This is a genomic window from Streptomyces sp. NPDC055815, from assembly GCF_053616475.1.
The window spans coordinates 39,169-60,286 of record NZ_JBSHDU010000046.1 but is presented as its reverse complement, the minus strand read 5'-3'; the positions used below and the strand labels follow the sequence as shown (position 1 = coordinate 60,286).

Annotated in this window: 12 protein-coding genes; 9 read left to right on the top strand and 3 right to left on the bottom strand. The window is 74.9% G+C overall.

Features of this window, described 5'->3' with window-relative positions:
* Positions 1-16: 16 nt before the first annotated feature.
* The 6 genes from ACWGN5_RS26590 (at position 17) to argF (ending at position 13,735) form a co-directional block, all read left to right on the top strand.
* Complete coding sequence (locus tag ACWGN5_RS26590; protein WP_453519540.1) at positions 17-3,790, top strand: tubulin-like doman-containing protein; 3,774 nt, start codon at positions 17-19, stop codon at positions 3,788-3,790.
* On the top strand, positions 3,787-6,399 hold the full coding sequence (locus ACWGN5_RS26585) for a hypothetical protein (RefSeq protein WP_453519538.1): 2,613 nt from the start codon (positions 3,787-3,789) through the stop codon (positions 6,397-6,399). Before ACWGN5_RS26590 ends, ACWGN5_RS26585 begins: the two co-directional genes overlap by 4 nt.
* Positions 6,396-8,753 carry a hypothetical protein gene (locus ACWGN5_RS26580; protein ID WP_453519535.1) on the top strand — a complete coding sequence of 786 codons (2,358 nt, stop codon included), beginning with the start codon at positions 6,396-6,398 and terminating at the stop codon, positions 8,751-8,753. The genes ACWGN5_RS26585 and ACWGN5_RS26580 overlap by 4 nt, the downstream gene beginning before the upstream one ends.
* Positions 8,750-11,281, top strand: coding sequence for a hypothetical protein (locus tag ACWGN5_RS26575; protein WP_453519534.1), 2,532 nt, complete (start codon positions 8,750-8,752; stop codon positions 11,279-11,281). Before ACWGN5_RS26580 ends, ACWGN5_RS26575 begins: the two co-directional genes overlap by 4 nt.
* A gap of 48 nt (positions 11,282-11,329) precedes the next feature.
* Entirely contained in the window at positions 11,330-12,562 is a 1,233-nt protein-coding gene (locus tag ACWGN5_RS26570) for an arginine deiminase (protein ID WP_453519532.1), read from the top strand.
* A 159-nt stretch (positions 12,563-12,721) separates the two neighbouring features.
* Entirely contained in the window at positions 12,722-13,735 is a 1,014-nt protein-coding gene (gene argF, locus ACWGN5_RS26565; protein ID WP_453519531.1) for an ornithine carbamoyltransferase, read from the top strand.
* 95 nt (positions 13,736-13,830) lie between these two features.
* Here argF and ACWGN5_RS26560 read toward each other — a convergent pair whose 3' ends face one another.
* Positions 13,831-14,364, bottom strand: a complete 534-nt coding sequence (locus tag ACWGN5_RS26560; RefSeq protein ID WP_453519529.1) for an ATP-binding protein — start codon at positions 14,362-14,364, stop codon at positions 13,831-13,833.
* A 237-nt stretch (positions 14,365-14,601) separates the two neighbouring features.
* Here ACWGN5_RS26560 and ACWGN5_RS26555 point away from each other — a divergent pair, with 237 nt between their 5' ends.
* The 3 genes from ACWGN5_RS26555 to ACWGN5_RS26545 all read left to right on the top strand — a co-directional run bounded on the left by ACWGN5_RS26555 (position 14,602) and on the right by ACWGN5_RS26545 (position 18,481).
* On the top strand, positions 14,602-15,429 hold the full coding sequence (locus ACWGN5_RS26555; protein WP_453519528.1) for an enoyl-CoA hydratase family protein: 828 nt from the start codon (positions 14,602-14,604) through the stop codon (positions 15,427-15,429).
* Between the two features lie 314 nt (positions 15,430-15,743).
* Complete coding sequence (locus tag ACWGN5_RS26550) at positions 15,744-17,927, top strand: bifunctional salicylyl-CoA 5-hydroxylase/oxidoreductase (protein ID WP_453519556.1); 2,184 nt, start codon at positions 15,744-15,746, stop codon at positions 17,925-17,927.
* A 77-nt stretch (positions 17,928-18,004) separates the two neighbouring features.
* On the top strand, positions 18,005-18,481 hold the full coding sequence (locus tag ACWGN5_RS26545) for an anthrone oxygenase family protein (RefSeq protein WP_453519527.1): 477 nt from the start codon (positions 18,005-18,007) through the stop codon (positions 18,479-18,481).
* On the opposite strand, the gene ACWGN5_RS26540 is transcribed toward ACWGN5_RS26545, so the two are convergent.
* Positions 18,478-19,299: a PaaX family transcriptional regulator gene (locus tag ACWGN5_RS26540; protein WP_453519524.1), complete on the bottom strand. Its 822-nt coding sequence runs from the start codon at positions 19,297-19,299 to the stop codon at positions 18,478-18,480. The two genes, ACWGN5_RS26545 and ACWGN5_RS26540, sit on opposite strands and share 4 nt — an antisense overlap.
* Before the next feature lie 28 nt (positions 19,300-19,327).
* Positions 19,328-20,959, bottom strand: coding sequence for an AMP-binding protein (locus ACWGN5_RS26535; RefSeq protein WP_453519521.1), 1,632 nt, complete (start codon positions 20,957-20,959; stop codon positions 19,328-19,330).
* Positions 20,960-21,118: the final 159 nt, after the last annotated feature.

Here is a 21,118-nt window from a genome sequence, read left to right as displayed (position 1 = left end):
ACCGAGGAGAGACGACATGAAGATCTACCAGCCCATGCTCTTCGTCGGACTCGGCGGCACCGGCGGAAAGATCGGCACCGAGCTCGAACGGCAGCTCCGCCGGGAGCTGTGCGGACCCGACGGCACGGACCTCGTCGACAACGGCCTCCGGCTGCCCTTCCAGCTGCCCGACTGCCTCCAGTTCGTCTACGCCGACTTCAGCGAGGGCGAGCTGCTCGGCTACCCCCAGTTCCGGGCCAAGGGCGCCGAGGGCGCCGCCTTCGCCCGCACCTCCCGCATGGTCCGCGACCTGCTGCCCACCGACTTCGACTCCTCGCCCGAGGTGACCCGCATGCTGCGCGTCTCCCTCCACGAGGAGACCCGGCTCTGGCTGCCGCCGCAGGCCCGCCAGCCGCGCGTCGCCCCCCTCAACAACGGGGCGGGTCAGCTGCCGACCGTCGGGCGCTCCGCGCTCTTCGCGACCCTCCGCTCCGGACTCGAACCCGTCCTGCGCCAGCTCCGCGAGGCCATCGGAGCCATCGGGCAGGCGGCCGGCGACCTCAGGCGGGTCGGCGGCGGCCGCATCCGGGGCTGCGACGTCTTCGTCGCGTTCTCCGTCGCCGGCGGCACCGGCGCCGGCATCTTCTACGACTTCATCCACCTCATCGGGCACGAGTTCCGCAACGCCAAGGTGCCCGGCGTGAAGATCTACCCGCTCGTCGTCATGCCCTCCGCCTTCCCGCCCGAGGCGGGCGGCGGCCGCGAGGCCGAACTCAACGCCGCCCGCGCCCTCGTGGACCTCTCGCGGCTCGTCGACGACCAGAACGTGCCCGACGCCCTCGACACCGTCGGCGACGTCGAGGAACGCGGCCGGCTCAGCGTCGCCTACCCCGGCGACGGGGTCGTCGCCCTGCGCCCCGCCACCATGCAGACCGCCTTCCTCTTTTCCAAGCCGGCCGTCATCGGCAGCGAGGACCTGCGCCGCTCCATCACCGCCATGGTGATGTCGCTGATCGGCACCGAACTCGGCGAGGACACGGGGTCGGGGAACCGCTCCGAGGACGACTACCAGTCCTTCGCCGCCAGCTTCATCAACAAGGCCGTGGAACGCTCGACCCCGGCCCGGTCCGGCATCGGCTACCGCGGCATGTCCACCAGCCTCGCCGCCTCCCTCACCGTCCCCGTCGACGACCTCGCCGAGATCGTCGCCGCCCGGCTCCTCGCCCAGGCCGTCCGCGGCATGGCCGAACGGGCCCGGCGGCCCGCCCGGGACGGCCAGGACATGGTCCGGGACCTCTTCACCCGCTCCGGCATCGGCCGGCTGTGGAGCCGCGAGGCCCCGGACGTCCCCCTGCCCGAGCAACTGCCCCGCGGCAGCCGGGACATCACCCAGGAGCTCCGGCAGCGGCTCAACGACATGGAGGACTCCCTCCAGCGCCTCGACGTCCACCTCTCCCGCGAGATCCCCCGCCTCACCGAGGACTTCAGGCCCGGCTCGGGCGCCCGCGAACTCCTCGGCCTCGTCGGCCCGTTCCAGCTCCTGACCATCCTCGCCGGACTGCCCGGCCACCCCGACCGGGTGGCCAGGGAGGGCTTCACCGGCATGCTCGACAACCGGCGCAACGACCCCGAGCGGCCCCCGAACGTCCAGACCTCCGCCCCCAACATCCCCCACATCAGGCGCAGCGTCGGCGGAGTCGTACCGGCCCGGTGGACCGACCCCGACGTCCAGGACACCCTCGCCGCCCAGCAGGCCTGGTACCAGTGGCGGGCCCGCGTCCTGTGGCACCGCGGCTGGCAGGCCGGCGAGAACCAGTGGCGGCCCTCCCTCAACCGCGTCACCGCCGAGGTCGGCGAACTCGCCAAGGTGCTCCGCGCCCACGAGCAGGACGAGGCGAAGTCCTTCGCAGACAGCCGCCGCGAGCTCTACCGCGACGACCGCGCCGGCATCGCCTATCTGCTGCCCCCGCAGAACACCCTGCGCGCCTTCTACGACGACGTCATCGACCGCCTCGCCCAGAGCGAGGGCCTCCCCGAGAGCACCGACCCCGCGACCCTCCTCGACCGGCTGGTCGCGCCCGACGACTGGCGGCGCGCCCTCGACGCCGTCCGCCGCTCGCCCGGCGCGGCCGTCAAGGAGATCAAGCAGGTCGTCGAGCGGCGGGTCAAGCGCCTCTTCGGCGAGGCCAACGAGGACGTCTTCGCCCGCCCCCTGCTGCCCTCCATGGAGCTGCTGCTCCGGGCCGCCGCGGGCGACGAGACCGCCGAGGCGAAGGTCGACCCGCGCTGGCTCGACCAGTTCCGCTCCCGGCTCGCCGGACTCCTCCCGGTCGGCTTCATCCCGGACGGCAGCGGCCCGCTCAAGATCCTCATCGTGCACCCGGCGAGCGAGTCCGACGGCCGCGCCGCCGGCTTCCTCGCGCAGGAACTCAACCTGCCCTCCCGGGTGTTCCCCGAGTGCCGGGCCGTCGACACCGACTCCATCACCGTCGTCTTCTTCCGCAGCGGCATGAACCTCACCGACATCTCCGAGGTCCGCAGCGTCCTCAGCCTCTGGTCCGAGGCCCGCGACTCCAGCGGCGAGGAGGACTTCCTGCACTGGCGCCAGCGGCTCGGCTACCAGGACGACTGGCTCGTCTCCACCGAACAGGACCGGCAGCGCATCCTCCACCGGCTGCTCTGCGCCATGTGGAACGGCCACATCGCCGCCGAGGGCCGGGCCGACTCCCCCCACCTCGTCCGGATCCGCCTCCAGGAGGGCGAGGGCGCGACCATGTCGCTGCGCCTGGAGGGCTTCGACGGCTCGCTCTCCAGCTGGGCGGGGCTGCTGCGCGCGTACGAACGCTGGGCGCTGCTCGACGAGGGGCAGATCATCGAGCAGTTCTGCGAACGGCTCATGCGGGCCCTGCCCCAGGGCCTCGCCCAGGTCCCCGCACCCCCGTCGCCGCTCTTCACCCACTTCGTGGAGAACGTCGCCCCGCGCCAGCTCGCCCTGATCGACCGGATCGCCGCCGAGTACGGCGAGGCGGACAGCGAATGGCTCGCGCCGCTCCGCCACTTCTGGTCGGTCACCTACCCGGGCGCCCTCGACATGCGCTTCCCGAGCTCGGCCCGCCCGACCCGGGCGACCCTCCGCGCCCTCTACGAGCGCCACGCGCCCCGCCGGGGCCAGGGCCAGGGGCGGGGCCAGGAGCCGAGGCGTCCGCGGGGGCAGAGGCAGGGGTACGTCCCCGAGGCCCGCCAGGAGCCCCGCCCGCGTCCCCGGTACGAGTCCCCCGCCCGGCACGAGAACGGCGCGGGGCACGCGCCCAGGCCCCGGTACTACGAGGAGTACGAGGCCTACGAGTCGGGGCCGGGGCCCGACACCGATGCGGGGCGGATCCGCGACGACGGGCGCGCGTACGAAGAGGGGCGCGCGTACGACTCCCGGTCCGGGTACGACGACGGGCGCGCGTACGAGTCCCGGTCCGGGTACGACGACGGCCCCGCGCACGACTCCCGGTCCGGGTACGAGGACGGTGCCGGGCGGGAGAACGGGGTTCGGCGCGATCCGCGTTCCGGGTACGCGAAGGAGCCCGCCTCCGCACCGCCGCCGTCCGCCTACGAGGGCGACTGGGAGCTGGACCCCGAGCCGGACTTCGAGCCCGAAGGTGAGGGCTACGACGGGGGCCACGGGACGGGTTACGAGACCGGTTACGACACGGGTTACGAGAGGGGCTACGAGACGCGTGACGAGTCGGACCGCGGCCCGGAGTCCGGGCCCGCCGCCGACGAACCGCACCGCCGCGACCGGGCCGGTGAGGCGGAGTGAGCCCCCACGTCCCTCCCGTCCTGCCCGAACGGCCCCTGCCGGGCCACGCCGTCTGCCTCGACCTGCGGACGCCGACGGACGGCGCGTACGGACTCGAAGCCGTCGTACGCGCCGCCCTGGACGTCCCGCAGCCCGGCGGCGAACGGCGCTTCCTCGTCGTCGACACGGCCGACCGCCTCGTCGCCCACCAGCTGCTCTACGAACGCCTCTCCTCCTACGGGCCCGCGCACATCGTCTGCCTGGCCGTCGCCCGCCGGGGCGAGCGGACCCTGAGCCGCTCCCTCACCCTCCGCCCGCCCGCCGCCGGCGTCCTGTGGGTCTTCGACTCCACGGAGGACGGCGTCCCCGGCGAGGCCGTGCTGCGCCCGCTCGTCGACGTCCTGTCCACGCCCGAGGTCTTCGACGCCGTCCTGCGCGCCCTCGGCGGCGTGGTGCACGGCGTCGCCGTACCGGCCGTGCGGGTCCTGGAGCACGACCTCACCGACGAGGCCCGGGCACGCGCCTGGCGCCAGGCCGTGGAGGGGCTCACCGGACCCGACGTCCCGGCCGGGAACGTCTCCGCCGACCAGGTGCCGGGCGCGCTCGCGCTGCTCCTGGACGAGGGAGTCCCGCGCTCCCTGTCCGGCCACCGGTGGCTGCCGCCGCAGGGCCGGGCGGGGGCGACGCTCGCCGCCTGCGACGCGGCGGTCGGCGAGGCCGTCGAGGGCTACCAGCGGGTGCGCGGCCCGGCCGGCCTGCTCACCCGGGCGGGCCGGTCCGTCGACCTGCCCGCGGACATCGAGCGGGTGACGGAGGAGCTCGACCGGTTCCGTACCGCCGTCGCGGACGCGTTCGGCGCGGCGGGCGGCACCCGGCTCACCGCCGAGCACCGGGGGGTGCTGCGGGACCGCGGGGTCGAACTGCCGGAGCTGCCGCGGGAGATCTCGCGGGCCGGGATCGTCCCGGCGCTGCGCGACCTCACCCACGACCTGATCGGCAAGGGCCTGCCGCTGCGGTCCGTGGCGGCCCGGCTCTCCGCGCTGTCCGCGCGCACCGCGCCCGTCGGCAGCGCGGCCCGGCTCGCCCGCCTCGACGCCATCTGCGGACCCGAGCGGCTGCGCCGGCTCGGCGCCCGGTACCCCTTCACGGCCGGCGGTTCGCGGCCCGCGGCCTTCGCCGTGACCGGACTCCTGGCGCTGCTCGCCGGGGTCTGGCCGCTGCTCGGCTGGGTCCTCGGCCCCGCCGTCGGCGTCCTCGCCGCCGGACTCGCCCATCTGATGCTGCGCCGCAGACCGAACCGCTCGCCCGATGGCCGCATCGACGGCGGGGGTGCCACGGGCGCGGCGCCCCGGCTCTTCGGGGGCCTGCTCGGCGGCCTCGCCGGGGCGGGCCTCGGCCAGTTCCTGGAACTCCCCGTCTGGGCAGGGGCGGTGGCGGCGACCGTGTCCGTGGCGGCCGTCGTCCTGCTCGCGCTGCGCGACTGGAGCCGGGCCGTCGACGACTGGTGGACGCGCGCCGACCCGGAGGAGGCCTGGCGGATCCTGCGGGAGATCCAGACCCTGGTGGTCACGACCGCCGTCCACGACTGGCTCTTCGCCGAGGTACGGCACCACTGCTCGGCCGGCGCGGGAGCCGTGGCCGGGCTGCTCCGGGGCCTCGCGGAGACCGCCGACGCGCACGGGCAGCCGCACGCGGCCCGGCCGGCCGGCCGCCCCGAGGCGGAGCCACCGCCGGTCCGGGACTCCGGCACGGCGTCGTGGAGCTGGGAGGACTGGAAGGACGACGCCGACGACTGGGGCGACGGCCCGGAGGCCTGGGGCGACGGAGCCGAGCCCTGGGGGGACGGCGCGGAGGCCTGGGAGGACAGGGCGGAGGCCCGGAGGGGCGGGGCGGAGGCCTGGAGGGACCGGGCGGAGGGCGAGCGCTGGTCCGGCAGGGACGAGGAGCCGCCGATGGCCGAGCCGGAGCCGGAGCCGGCCGCGTTCGCCTCCGCCGCGCACGGCCCCCTGCCCGCGCCCGGATGGCTGGAGCGCCGGTACGGGGACGGGGGCCCCGCGCTCGTCGACACCCTCGTCGGCGACCTGGTCGCCGGGACCGTCCTGATCCTCGACCGCTGCTGGGCGGGCATCGAGCGCGATCCCGGCGCCCTCGCGCGGGCCGGTCACGAGCAGCGGATCACCGAGCTCCTGGACGAGACCCGGCTCCGCCTGGAGCGGGACGTGGCGGCCTCGCCGCCGCCCCGGTACGAGGGCCTGCGCGACCCCGACGCGCTGACCTCCCTCGCGGCCTTCACCGACCGTTCCGACCGGCCCGACGCGGCCCGCCTCACCGGGGTCGCCGCCGACGCGGTGGCCCGGCTGCTCCTGGCCGAGGACGACCCCGGCCGTACGGTCGCGCTGTGCGGCCCCGAGCACCTGCGGCTGCTCTCCCACGACCCGCTCGCCGCCCGGCAGGTCCGGTTCGTGCCCGAGGCGATGCGCCGCGGGGCCGCCGGGGACGACCTCTGGCGGGGCGCCGCCGAGGACGTGGTGTGGACCGGCGCGGGACGGCACGCCGGCATCCTCCGTCTCGTACCGCTGCGCGCGGACGTCGTGCACACCGTCCGCGCCGAGGAGGCGGGAGAACCGTGACCGACCCGAACCACCCGAGCGACGCGCACTTCCTGGGCGACCCGGGGTACCTGGACGACCCGAACCATCCGAACGACGCGGGGTACTTGGACGACCCGAGCGACCGGATCGACCCGAGCGACCGGATCGACCCGAGCCTCCCGAACCCCGCGACCCCTCCGAATCACCCGACGGACCCGGTCCATCCCGGCGATGCGCACCATCCGATCGGCCCGGACCACCCCGATCACCTGAGGGAGCCGACCACGCCGACCCATCCGTACTACCAGGAGCTGGAGTTCCTCACCCACCGGGAGGACCCGGTCCGCTTCGCCGTGCGCTACGGCGAGGACCACCGGCCGCCCGGCCGCCCCGGCGTCCTCGCGCGCCGGGTCACCCTGGGCAAGGGCTCGCACGTCCTCCAGTACCGGCTGACCTCCTCGGCGCAGGGCGACCCCGAGGCGTACGGCCGGCTGGAGCGGGAGGTGACCGCCGCCGTCGCGCTCGAACGGCGGTACGGCGGGGCCAGGTTCGGCGCGGTCTTCGCGCGGATCGTCGGCTTCGACCTGACCGCCGCCGAGCCCTTCGTGCTGTACCGGCCGCCGACGGGACGCCCGCTGTCCGAGTGGGCGGGGCGCCTCGGCGCCGAGGACCAGGAGCGCATCACGGGCCAACTCGCCATGGCCGTACGGCTCCTGGGGGAGGTCTCGCTCGTGCACCGGGCCATCGCGCCCGACACCGTACGGTGGGACGGCGCCCGGGTACGGCTCGGCGAACCGTACGCGGCACAGCGCGCCGGCGAGGCCCGCGAGCCCTTCGGCGGAGCCCCCTGGGCCTCGCCCGAACAGCGCGCGGGCCGGGGCACCGCCGATCCGCGCGACGACCTGTGGTCCGTCGCCGAACTCGCCTACTACCTGCTCTCCGGCCGCCCCGACCGGGGCGAGGGACCCCCGGCGGACCTGGCCGACTACCGCCGTCTCGCGGCCCTCGGGCAGAGCGGTCTCTTCGCCGCGCGCGCGGCGGACCGGCCCCACCCGGCCGAGCTCATGCGGCTGCTGGACGTCCGCGACCCGCTCGCCACCGGCGTCGGGGCGGCCGACCCGCTCGACCGCTGGCGTACCGAGTACGACCGCCAGACCGCCCGGAAACGCGCGGCCTCCGCACCCCACCGGGACGAAGAGGAACCGCCCCCGCCGAGCCCACGGCCCGGGCGCCCCTCGCTGCGCGACCGGATCTTCGGCGGCGGCGACTCCTACCGTCCCGTCGAGCCGGCCGCCCCGTCGGAACCGGCTCCGCTCCCGGCCTCACGGGCCCGGATGTGCCCGTACTGCCTGCTCCCCGTCGAGTACGACGAACGGCTGCTCGTCACCATCGACGCCAAGGGCAACCGGATCCCGCTGGACCTCAGCGCCGAACGCCGCCCCGGCCATGTCGCGGACGCCCTCCGCAAGGCCTACCACCTGTGCCCGCACACCGCGGACGGCGACGAGGAGCACGAACTCCCCGTCCCCTACCTCACCAACGGCGAGCCGCTCTCCATCGCCCTCGTCGGCAGCTCGTCCGTCGGCAAGACCCACCTCCTGGCCGCCATGCTCGGCGAGGTCGAACTCGGCGGCCTCGAACCGTACGGACTCAAGTGCCGGCCGCTCAACCCCGAGGCGCACCGCACCTTCGTCCACGACCGGGTCCAGCGGCTCAAGGAGGGGCGGCAGCTGGGCCGCACCGGCCAGCAGACCTTCGCGCGCTTCGCCGACGGGCTCCTCGTCCAGGCGGGCGGCGCGACGCCCCGGCCCGTCGTCTTCTTCGACCTCGCGGGGGAGGACCTCGCGCAGGACGGGGAGGTCGGGCGTTTCCTCATGGGCGTCGACGCGTTCGTCTTCGTCCTCGACCCGCTGCGCGCCCTGCGGCTGCCCGGGCTCGACCCCGTACGCGAACAGAGCGGGCTGCGGCGGCGGGACTTCGGCGACGAGGCCTTCACGACCGTGCTCAACCGCATCCCCCGGCAGGAGGGCGGACTCGTCGGCGCGCCCGCCGCGCTCGCCGTCAACAAGAGCGACCTCGTCCGCTTCGAACCGGTCGTCGACCGCTGGCTGGGCCGGGCCCTGCCCGGCCGGCACGACCCGGCGGCGGTCCTGGAGGAGAGCCGGGACGTGTACGCCTTCCTCGCCCACCACGCCGGGGCCGCCTGGCTGAAGCCCTTCGACGACTGCGTCGACTGCACCCTGCACTTCGTCGCCGCGACCGGCGGGCAGGCACGGGGTGACCGATTTCCGCACGGGGCCCGGCCGCGCCGGGTCCTCGCGCCGTTGCTGTCGCTGTTCGCCCTGTGCGGGCTGCTGCCCGGGGCGGAACCGATGGAGGGGATCGTCCGATGACACGGACGGAGCACGAGGCCGACCAGATCGTCTTCCGCTGGGACAGCGAGAACCTCACCGGCAACACGGGCTTCGGGCCGGTCGCCTGGTCCGGGCCCCGCGACGAGGCCGAGAACCTCTTCCGGATCTCCGGGCCCGTGCTGCGGGCCAGCGGCGACGAGATCCGGCCGGCCCTGATCCGGCTCAGGGAGCGCGCCTACGTGATGCTGATCCGGCGCGTGCCGTTCACGGACGCCGACGGCCGGACGTCCGTGCTGTGCCACGCCCTCGTCGGCGCGCCGGGTCTCCTCAAACCCTTCGTCTGCCTCGGGCTGCACGGCTGGGACTGGGAGGGCGCCGCGCACGCCGCCGGGGCGCGCGGGCGGCTGCCGGTGGTCCCGGCGGAGGCCCTCGCCCCCGGCGGGGGACTGGCCGAGCTCGACCGGCGCCTGCCGTACGTGGTGGAGGAACTCGTCGGCGCGGTGGCGGAGTTCCTGCGGCACCCCGAGGGGCCGTTCACGATCCTCGACGAACGGGGCGACACCGCGCCTGCCGTCCTCTGGGGCCTGCAGAGCATCGTCGGGGCGGTCACCCGGCACCCGTGGACCTTCGCCACCCACGACACGGTCGAACTGCCCACGCTCCAGTTCGCGTTCGTCGGCCGCTGGCCCGGCGCGGCGAGCCGCAACACCGAACGGCGCCGCGTCGACCCGCTCGAGCGGTGCGGCGACCGGGCGGAGGAGATCGCGACCCGGCTGGTCCGCCACCATCTGGCGGAGCTCGAGGAGCAGGGCCGGGAGCACGTGGTCGCGAGGGTCCTCGGTACGACGGCCTCCACCCACCGGGGCCCCCTCCTGGACACGGCGGCGAGAGCGGCGGACACCCTGGACGCCCTGGACCACCACGGCAGCCCCCCACGCGGGAGATCCCGCCCGCCCCGGGTCCCCCGGGACCAGCGCCCGGCACCGTCGAGGGACCAGTCGGCCCCGGGCCCCCGGGACGTGGGCGCTCCGGCCCCCCGGGACGTGGGCGCTCCGGGCTACCGGGATCAGGGCACGACGCCCTCCCGTGACGAGCGCGCTCCGGGCTCCCGGGACCAGGGCGCTTCGGGGCTCCGGGACCGGGACACCCCCGGGTCCCGGGACCAGGCCGGCGCGGGCTCCGGGCAGCAGGGCACCCACGACCCGCGAGGCGAGACCGCCCCGGGCCCCCGGCGCGAGGGCGCCCACGGCCCCGGAGACCGGGCCCCCCGGGGCGAGGGGACTCCGGAACCCGGCCAACAGCCCGGCCCGGGCTCCCGGCACGAGGCCGGACCGGATCCCCGGGACCGACCCGGCTCAGCCCCCCGGTACGAGGACGAAGCGGCCGGCCTCGGCCAGGACACCCCGGCTCCCCGGCACCCGGATACGCAGGATTCCCGGGACCAGTCGGGCCAGGCCCCCCGGTATGAGGACGCTTCGGGCCCCCGGGGCCAGGGCGCTTCGGACCCCCGGGGCCAGACCGGGACGGACCCGCGCACGTCGAGTGCCCGGGAGCCGGCCGGCTCCGACTCGCGGCGTCCGTCCGGCCCGGACCCCCGGCGCCAGGGCGGCACCCCCATCCCCCGGTACCCCGACTCGCCGCCCGACGCGCCCGGTACGGCTCTGGACCCGGACCCGTACGGCCGGGCCGAGAGTCCGGTCTCGGACCCGTATGGCCGGCCCGACAGCCAGGTCTCGACCCCGTACGGCCGGCCCGACAGCCACGCCTCGGGTCCGTCAGGGCGGCCGGCCCACCCCGCCGAGCCCCCGTCGGCGCCCGGTGCCGTCGCCTACCCCCGTCCCGTACTGGCGCGCGTGAGGCCCGACTGGACCGGGCCCGGGAAGGGGGCGCGGCGGGGGCTGCGGAAGCGGGGGCGGGAGGCCGAGACCTCGCTCGTGCACAAGCTGCCGACCGTGCGCAGCCCTGAGGAGGCGCGGGGGTTCGTCCGGGCCGCCGGCCACCGCGAGCTGCTCGACGCGCTGCGCAGGCAGCAGGCGTACGTCGTCGTCACCGTCCTCCTGGAGGAGATCGCCCGGCGCCTGCCGTCCTGGGAGCATCCGCTGCGCCGGGAGCTCTGCGAGGTCGTCATCGCACGGGAGCTGTGGGCCGTCGTCCCGCCCGCCGCGCGCGACGACCGCTCCGAGCCGGCGGAGGATCAGCGCGCGGCGAACGCCGCCGAGCTGTACCGCTGGGCGGTCCGCCCGCTGCTCGCCGGCGGCGACGCCCCGGTCGGCACGGTCGCCGAGCTGCTCTCGCGGCTCCGGACCAGCCCGCAGCCGTCCGCCTGCGAGGCGTTCTGGCTGATCGTGGACGGGGAGCGCCCGGGGCTGCCGGACGCGGTCTGGCTCTCGCTCCTGAAGGAGGCGTACGGCCTGCCCCGCACCCCGCCGAGCCCCGGACCCGCGTACTCCCTCGGCGAGGACCTCGGCAGCGGCTACACCCGCCGCTTCCTGGGCCGCGCCGCGCTGCTGATCGGAGGTCTGGTGGGGGCGATCCTCCTGATCGGCGTCGTCCAGTGGCTCACCTGAGCGTCGAAAACGCGGGCCAGGGCCGCCCGGCTCCGTCAGGATGGGCGCATGGGATTCCATGTCGATTCCGAGACCGGGCGGCTCCGCCGCGTCATCCTGCACCGGCCCGATCTGGAGCTGAAGCGGCTCACCCCGACCAACAAGGACGCCCTCCTCTTCGACGACGTGCTGTGGGTGCGGCGGGCCCGGCAGGAGCACGACGGCTTCGCCGACGTTCTCCGCGACCGCGGGGTGGAGGTGCACCTGTTCGGGGACCTGCTGCGAGAGTCCCTGGAGGTCCCGGCGGCCCGCGCGCTGGTCCTCGACCGCGTCTTCGACGAGAAGGAGTACGGCCCGCTCGCCACCGACCACCTGCGCGCGGCCTTCGACTCGCTGGACGCCGCCGCGCTCGGCGAGGCGCTGGTCGGCGGCATGACGAAGCGGGAGTTCCTGGCGGCGTACCGGGAGCCGACCTCGGTCCGCTTCCACGCCCTGGACCTGGACGACTTCGTCCTCGGCCCGCTGCCGAACCATCTCTTCACCCGGGACACCTCGGCCTGGATCTACGACGGCGTCTCCATCAACGCGATGCGCTGGCCGGCGCGGCAGCGCGAGACGGTGCACTTCGAGGCGATCTACAAGCACCATCCGCTGTTCACGGGCCCGGAGGCGGGTTCCTTCCACCACTGGTCGGAGGGGCAGTCGGACTATCCGTCGACGATCGAGGGCGGGGACGTCCTGGTCATCGGCAACGGCGCCGTGCTGATCGGGATGAGCGAGCGGACCACCCCGCAGGCGGTGGAGATGCTGGCCCGGGGGATGTTCGCGGCCGGTTCGGCGCGCACGATCATCGCGCTCGACATGCCGAAGCGGCGCGCGTTCATGCACCTGGACACGGTGATGACGATGGTCGACCAGGACACGTTCACGCAGTACGCGGGGCTCGGCATGCTCCGCTCGTACACGATCGAACCGGGCGACGCGGGGCAGTCGCTGCGGGTCACCGACCATCCGCCGGAACAGATGCACAGCGCCATCGCGGCGGCCCTCGGGCTCCAGGACATCCGGGTGCTCACGGCGACCCAGGACGTGCACGCGGCGGAGCGCGAGCAGTGGGACGACGGGTGCAACGTGCTGGCGGTGGAGCCGGGGGTGGTCGTCGCGTACGAGCGGAACGTCACGACGAACACGCATCTGCGCAAGCAGGGCATCGAGGTGATCGAGATCCCCGGCAGCGAGCTGGGCCGGGGGAGGGGCGGTCCGCGCTGTATGAGCTGTCCGGTGGAGCGTGACGCCGGCTGAGGAGCGGGCCGACCGAGCGGGCCGACCGAGGGGAGCCGACCGAGGGGAGCCGACCGAGGGGGTCGACCGAGGGGGGCTGTATAGAAATGTTGAAGTGCGTATACACTTCCAGAGTCCCGACCCGCCGTCCTCCCGACCGTACCCACAGGAGCGCGTCCCATGGCCACAGACCTCATCGGCCGCCACTTCCTCAAGGAGCTGGACTTCACCGCCGAGGAGTTCCGCGGCCTGATCGAGCTCGCCGCCGAGCTCAAGGCCGCCAAGAAGGCGGGCACCGAGGTGCAGCGGCTGCGCGGCCGGAACATCGCCCTGATCTTCGAGAAGACCTCGACCAGGACCCGCTGCGCCTTCGAGGTCGCCGCCGCCGACCAGGGCGCCTCCACCACCTACCTCGACCCCTCGGGCTCCCAGATCGGCCACAAGGAGTCGGTCAAGGACACCGCCCGGGTCCTCGGCCGGATGTTCGACGGCATCGAGTACCGCGGGGACAGCCAGGCGAACGTCGAGGAGCTCGCCGCCTTCGCGGGCGTGCCGGTCTTCAACGGGTTGACCGACGACTGGCACCCCACCCAGATGCTCGCCGACGTGCTCACCATGACCGAGCACGTGGACAAGCCGCTCGACGGGATCGCCTTCGCCTACCTCGGCGACGCCCGCTTCAACATGGGCAACTCCTACCTCGTCACCGGCGCCCTGCTCGGCATGGACGTCCGGATCGTCGCCCCGCAGGCCTACTGGCCGGCCGAGGACGTCGTCGCCGCGGCCCGCAAGCTCGCCGAGACCAGCGGCGCCACGATCACCCTCACCGATGACGTGTCCGAGGGCGTCGCCGGCGCGGACTTCGTCGTCACCGACGTCTGGGTCTCCATGGGTGAGCCCAAGGAGGTCTGGGACGAGCGGATCGCCGCCCTCTCCCCGTACTCCGTGACGATGGACGTGCTGCGCGCCACCGGGAACCCGGACGTCAAGTTCCTGCACTGCCTGCCCGCCTTCCACGACCTGGGCACGGCCGTCGGCCGGGACATCCACGCCCGGCACGGCCTGACCGAGCTGGAGGTCTCGGACGAGGTCTTCGAGTCGGCGCACTCGGTCGTCTTCGACGAGGCCGAGAACCGGATGCACACCATCAAGGCGGTCCTGGTGGCGACCCTGGCCGGCCCGGCCGGGAAGTAGTCCCGCGGAGGAAGTGGCCCTGCGGGGTGGTGGTCCTGCAGGGGAGTGGCAGGGGAGTGGCAGGGGAGTGGCAGGGGATTGTCCTGCCGGGGGCCCTACGGGCGGCGCCGCCGCTGGGCCGGTATCCCCGGGAGCGTGAACCACACCGCCTTGCCGTGCGCGGTGGGGCGGTGTCCGCAGTCGCTGCTGAGCGCGCGGATCAGGAGGAGACCCCGGCCGTGCTCCTGCCACGGGTCGACCTCGATGTCCGGGCCGGGGCGGACGAGCTCGCCGGGGCCGGCGGGCTGCGAGTCGTGGACCTCGATCTGACAGCCGCCGGGCGCCGCGAGCAGTTCGACGACCAGCTCGATGGGGCCCTCGCCCTCGGTGTGCTCGACGGCGTTGGCGACGAGTTCGGCGGTGAGGAGCTCCGCCGTGTCGCAGTCGGGCCGGTCGGCGGCCACGGGGTCGATGTCGGTGAGCGCGGTACGGATCAGGGCGCGGGCGATCGGCACGGCGGCGGTGGTGTGGGGCAGCCGGACGCGCCAGGCGACGGCGGGTCCGGCGGGCTCGGTCCCGGGATCAGCCGTGGCGGGTCCGGCGGTCCCGATTCCGGGGCTCACGGCCGCGGGTCCGGTGGCTTCGGGCATGGGGGGCGGGCTCCCTTCACCGAGGGGCGGATGGGGCGAGTGGGGTGGGGGCATCCCTAGACGTCCTGGTTTCAACCTTACGAGGCGCAAAATCCTCTTCCCAGGGCACCCCCTCCCTTCCCGCAGGGACTTAGGTCGACCGTGGCCCGGGACCTTGTGGAGCCCGGCGTATCGCGTACTCGTGACGACAGTCACAGTACGGTGATACCCTCCCTGCGGAGGAAGGAGGCCCCTCGGATGAGCCCCTTTACCGGCTCCGCGCCCCGCACGTCACGCTGGCAGCATCTACGCCTCGACATCGACCAGGGCGTCGCCACCGTCACCCTGGCCCGCCCCGCGAAACTCAACGCGCTCACCTTCGGCGCCTACGCCGATCTGCGCGACCTCCTCGCCGAGCTCTCCCGCGAGCGCGCCGTCCGCGCCCTCGTCCTCGGCGGCGAGGGCCGCGGCTTCTGCTCGGGCGGCGACGTCGACGAGATCATCGGCGCCACCCTCGACCTCGACACCGCCCGGCTCCTCGACTTCAACCGGATGACCGGCCAGGTCGTCCGCGCCCTGCGCGAATGCCCCTTCCCCGTCGTCGCCGCCCTGCACGGCGTCGCCGCCGGCGCCGGGGCCGTCCTCGCCCTCGCCGCCGACTTCCGGATCGCCGACCCCACCACCCGCTTCTCCTTCCTCTTCACCCGGGTCGGGCTCTCCGGCGGCGACATGGGCGCCGCCTATCTGCTGCCCCGGGTCGTCGGCCTCGGCCACGCCACCCGCCTCCTCATGCTCGGCGAGCCCGTCCACGCCGCCGAGGCCGAGCGGATCGGGCTCCTCAGCGAGCTCACCGAGGAGGGCGCGGCGGGGGAGCGGGCCGCCGCCCTCGCCCGCCGGCTCGCCGACGGCCCCGCCCTGGCCCTCGCCCAGACCAAGGCCCTGCTCACCGCCGAACTCGACATGCCGCTCGCCGCCGCGGTCGAACTGGACGCGGCCACCCAGGCGCTCCTGATGAACGGCGAGGACTACGCCGAGTTCCACGCCGCCTTCTCCGAGAAGCGCCCCCCGAAGTGGCGGGGATGCTGACGCCCCCGGCCGGGCCCACCAGGGACGCCGGCCCCCGCCCCGGGAGCGACGCCGACGGGGGCGCCCGGCGTGACGCCGCCCCTGTTACCGGCCTGAGCGCCGACCCCGGCGCCGACCCCGACCCCGGCCTCGGTCCCGACCCCGACCCCGACCCCGGGGCCGACCCCGACCCCGACCCCGGGGCCGACCCCGGCCCCGGCCCCGGCCCCGGCCCCGACCCCGACCCCGGCCCGGACCCCGGCCCCCGCCCCGTCCCCCGGACCGTCGCCGTCGTCGGTGGTGGGCCCGGCGGGCTCTACGCCGCCGCCCTGCTGATGCGCCAGGACCCCACCCGCGAGATCACCGTCTGGGAGCGGAACGCGCCCTCCGACACCTTCGGCTTCGGCGTCGTCCTCTCCGACGAGACCCTCGGCGGCATCCGGGACGCCGACCCCGTCGTGTACGAGGCGCTCCGCCGCGAGCTCGTCCGCTGGGACGACATCGACGTCGTCCACCGGGGCCACCGCACCACCTCCACCGGCCACGGCTTCGCCGCCCTCGGTCGCCGCCGGCTCCTGGAGATCCTGCACGCCCGCTGCGCCGAGCTCGGCGTACGGCTCCGCTTCCGCACCGAGGCCCCGCCCGCCGCCGTCCTCGCCGCGGAGCACGACCTGGTCATAGCCGCCGACGGCGTCCACAGCCGCACCCGCGAGACCCACGCCGCGCACTTCCGCCCCCGGCTCACCACCCACCGCTGCCGCTACATCTGGCTCGCCGCCGACTTCCCCTTCGAGGCGTTCCGCTTCGAGATCGCCGAGACCGAGCACGGCGTGATGCAGCTCCACGCCTACCCCTTCTCCCCGGCCGACTCCACCGTCATCGTCGAGATGCGCGAGGAGGTCTGGCGGGCCGCCGGCTTCGACGAGCTCGACGAGGCCGAGTCCACCGCCCGCTGCGCCAAGGTCTTCGCCGAGGCGCTCGGCGGCCGCGAGCTCCGCTCGAACAACTCCGCCTGGACCGCCTTCCGTACCGTCGCCAACGCGCGCTGGTCCCACGGCAACACCGTCCTCATCGGCGACGCCGCCCACACCGCGCACTTCTCCATCGGCTCCGGCACCAAGCTGGCCGTCGAGGACGCCGTCGCCCTCGCCGCCGCCGTCGGCGCCCACCCCACCCTCGACGAGGCCCTCACCGCGTACGAGACGGAGCGCCGCCCCGTCGTCGAGTCCACCCAGCGCGCGGCCGGCGCCAGCCTGAGCTGGTTCGAGGAGCTCTCCGGGCACGTCGACCGGCCGCCCCGCCGCTTCGCGTTCGACCTGCTCACCCGCAGCCGCCGCGTCACCCACGCCAACCTGAAGCTGCGCGACCCCGTCTTCACCGCCGCCGTCGAGGCGGACTTCGGCTGCCCGCCCGGCACCCCGCCGATGTTCACCCCGTTCCGGCTGCGCGGACTGACCCTCCGCAACAGGGTCGTCGTCTCCCCCATGGACCTGTACGTCGCCGAGGACGGCGTCCCCGGCGACTTCCACCTCGTCCACCTCGGCTCCAGGGCCCTCGGCGGCGCCGGACTCGTCATGACCGAGATGGTCTGCGTGAGCCCCGAGGGCCGCATCACCCCCGGCTGCGCCGGCCTCTGGACCGACGAGCAGGCCGGGGCCTGGTCCCGGATCACCGACTTCGTCCACGCCTCGGCGCCCGGCACCGCGCTCGGCGTCCAGCTCGGCCACTCCGGCCGCAAGGGCTCCACCCGCCGCATGTGGGAGGGCATCGACCAGCCGCTCCCCGAGGGCAACTGGCCCCTCGTCGCCGCCTCGCCCCTCCCGTACCGGCCCGGCGTCAACCAGACCCCGGCCGCCCTCGACCGCGCCGGACTCACCGCGATACGCGAGCAGTTCACCGCCGCCGCCCACCGCGCCGCCCGCAGCGGCTTCGACCTCCTCGAACTCCACTGCGCCCACGGCTACCTCCTCTCCGGCTTCCTCTCCCCGCTCACCAACCACCGCACCGACGGCTACGGCGGCGACCTCACGGCCCGGCTGCGCTACCCCCTCGAAGTCTTCGACGCGGTACGGGAGGCCTGGCCGGCCGACCGGCCCATGACCGTCCGGATCTCCGCCACCGACTGGGCCGAGGGCGGCACGACCGCCGAGGACGCCGTCGCGATCGCCCGCGCCTTCACCGACCACGGCGCCGACGCCATCGACGTCTCCACCGGCCAGGTCGTCCCCGACGAGGAGCCCGCCTACGGCCGCTCGTACCAGACCCCGTACGCCGACCGCATCCGCAACGAACTCGGCGTCCCCGTGATCGCGGTCGGCGCGATCTCCTCCTGGGACGACGTCAACTCCCTGCTCCTCGCGGGCCGCGCCGACCTCTGCGCCCTCGCCCGACCGCACCTCTACGACCCGCACTGGACCCTGCACGCGGCGGCCGAGCAGGAGTACCGGGGACCGGCCGCGCCCTGGCCCGCCCCGTACCGCGCGGGCAGCCGCCGCCCGCCCACCGGCCGCCGGGACTGAAGAACCTGGACGCTCGCGTATGCGGGTGCGACGCGGAACCATGTCCCCCGCCCTGGCTCCTCCCCTTGAATGAGGGCATGACAGAAAACAGGGGCGGGAAGGGTGCCGGGGCGGTCCTCGGCACGGCGACGGCGTTGACGGGACTCCTCGCGGGGGTGTGGTTCGCGTACGTCTGCTCGGTGATGCCGGCACTGGCGCGCAGCGACGACCGGGTCTACGTCGAGGTGATGACGAACATCAACGACGTCATCCAGAACCCGGTGTTCTTCACCCCGTTCTTCGGGGTGCCGATCCTCACGGCGGTGGCCGCCTGGCAGCACCGCGCCGGCCGGGCGAGGCTCTGGACGCTCGCCGCGTTCGTCCTCGCCCTGGCCGTCCTCGTGGTCACCTCGGCCGTGAACGTCCCCCTCAACGACGCCCTCGCGGCGGCGAAGGACCCCGCCGCCGCCCGGGCCGCGTTCGAGGGCCCGTGGGTGGCGTGGAACATCGTCCGAGCGGTCCTCGGCACGGCGGGCCTGATCTGCCTGGTCCGAGCCCTGTCCGTACGGCGCTAATCGCCCGCCAGGAACGGGCCCACGTACTCCGCGCCCCGGTCCCGCAGCAGTTCGTGCAGGGCGGTGAAGACCTCCGCCGAGCGGCGGCCCGGCCAGTCGTCCGGCAGGAGCTCCGCCGGGAGCACCGGGTCCGCGTAGGGGAGCCGGCGCCACGAGTCCAGGGCGAGGAGGTAGTCCCGGTAGGCGTCCCCGGCGTCCGCCGGGGCCGTCCGCCAGGACCGCAGGACCGGCTCGTGGGCCGCCAGGAACTCCTCGTGGAGCCCGGCGATCGCCGGCAGGTCCCACCAGCGGGCCACCGCCTCGGCCGTCGCCGTGTAGCCCAGGTGGTCGCCGCGGAAGAGGTCCACGTACGGGGAGAGCTCCAGCCGCTCCAGGGCGTTCCGGGTCTCCTCGTACAGCCGGGCGGGCGCGATCCAGACGCCCGGCGCCGCCGTGCCGAAGCCGAGCCGGGCGAGCCGCGACCGCAGCAGGTGCCGCTTGTGCCGCTCGGCCTCGGGCACCGAGAAGACGGCCAGGACCCAGCCCTCGGACAGCTTCGGCTCCGTCCGGGCGTAGATCCGCCGGTCGCCGTCGTCCAGGAGCCGCCGGGCGTCCTCCGACAGGGAGTACCCGGCGGCGCCGCCGGCCGTACGGCCCGGCAGCAGCAGCCCGCGCCGCTTGAGCCGCGACACCGAGGAACGCACCGACGGCGCGTCCACGCCGAGGGCGCCGAGCAGCCGGATGAGCGCGGCCACGGGCACCGGCGACTCGTCGGGCCCACGGCCGTACGCGCCGTAGAACGAGACGATCAGGGATCGGGGGGTGTGCTGCTCGGCCACGTGATCACTTTAGGGGGTGCTGCACACGTCATGCCGGTCGCGCCGGGTCCCGCAGCAGGAAGCGCTGGAGCTTGCCCGTCGCGGTGCGCGGCAGCGCGTCGAGGAAGACGATCTCCCGGGGCGACTTGTACGGGGCGATGCGGGCGCGGACGAAGGCCCGCAGCGCGGCGGCGGTGCTCGCGTCGCGCGGCACCCCGTCCCGTACCACCGTGTACGCCACGACGACCTGGCCGCGCAGCTCGTCCGGGCGGCCCACGACCGCCGTCTCCACGACGTCGGGGTGGTCCAGGAGCACCTCCTCCACCTGGGGGCCCGCGATGTTGTACCCGGCCGAGATGATCATGTCGTCGGCCCGTGAGACGTAGCGGAACCAGCCGTCGGGTTCGCGGACGTACGTGTCGCCCGTGACGTTCCAGCCGTTCCGCACGTACTCCTCCTGGCGGGGGTCGGCCAGATAGCGGCAGCCCACCGGGCCGCGCACCGCGAGCAGCCCCTCCTCGCCGTCCGGGACGGCGTTGCCCTCGCGGTCGACGACCCTGGCCTGCCAGCCGGGCACCGGGCGGCCGGTGGTGCCGGGGCGTATGTCGCCGTCGGCGGCGGAGATGAAGATGTGCAGGAGCTCGGTGGCCCCGATGCCGTTGATCAGACGCAGACCGGTCCGCGCGTACCAGGCCGTCCAGGTCGCCTCCGGCAGGTTCTCGCCGGCCGAGACGCAGCGGCGCAGCGAGGCCACCTCGGGGGCGGTGCCCTGGGTCAGTTCGTCGAGCATGACGCGGTAGGCCGTCGGGGCGGTGAAGAGGACCGTCACCTTGTGCCGCTCGATCGCCGCGAGGAGCTGTTTGGGCCCGGCCTGTTCGAGGAGGACCGCGCTCGCCCCGGCCCGCAGGGGGAAGACGACGAGCCCGCCGAGGCCGAAGGTGAAGGCGAGCGGCGGCGAGCCGGCGAAGACGTCGTCGGGCAGCGGGCGCAGGACGCGCGCGGAGAAGGTGTCGGCGACGGCGAGGACGTCCCGGTGGAAGTGGACGCAGCCCTTGGGCCGGCCGGTGGTGCCGGAGGTGAAGGCGATGAGGGCCACGTCGTCGGCGGCGGTGGCCACGGCCTCGTACGGGCCGGGGTGGCGTGCGGCGAGGGAGAGGAGGTCGTCCGGGCCGTCCCCGCCGAAGGGGGTGACCCGGAGCCCGGGTATCCGGGCCGCGCGGAGCTCGTCGAGGACCTGGGCGTCGCACAGCGCGTGGGTGCACTGGGCCGCCTCGGCCATCACGGCGAGTTCGGGGGCGCGCTGCTGGGCCAGTACGGTGACGGCGACCCCGCCGGCCTTCATCACGGCGAGCCAGCAGGCGGCGAGCCAGGGAGTGGTGGGGCCGCGCAGGAGCACCCGGTTGCCGGGCAGCACCGCGAGGTCGGTGGTGAGGACGTGGGCGATCCGGTCCACCCGGTCGCGGAGCTCCCCGTAGCTCCAGATCCCGCCCTCGCCGTCGTGGAAGGCGGGTCGGTCGGCACCGAACCGCTCCACGCTGCGGTCGAGGAGTTCCGTGCCGCAGTTGAGCCGGTCGGGGTAGTGGAGCTCGGGGAGGTCGAAGACGAGCCGGGGCCACCGATCGGGCGGCGGCAGCCGGTCACGGGCGAAGGTGTCGAGGTGGCCCGAAGGCGTCAGCTCCATGAGTCCGTCCCCCTGTCGTGGTGGGGTCGTACGTCGCTCGACGAGCGTATCGTGTTGGTGACGACAGTCAACGGTTCGCGACAGAGGTGCCGGGAGGCACCGGGACGAGCGCGCGGGAGGAGGCTGGGACGCAGGCCCGTGAGGGCGCCGGTACGGAGG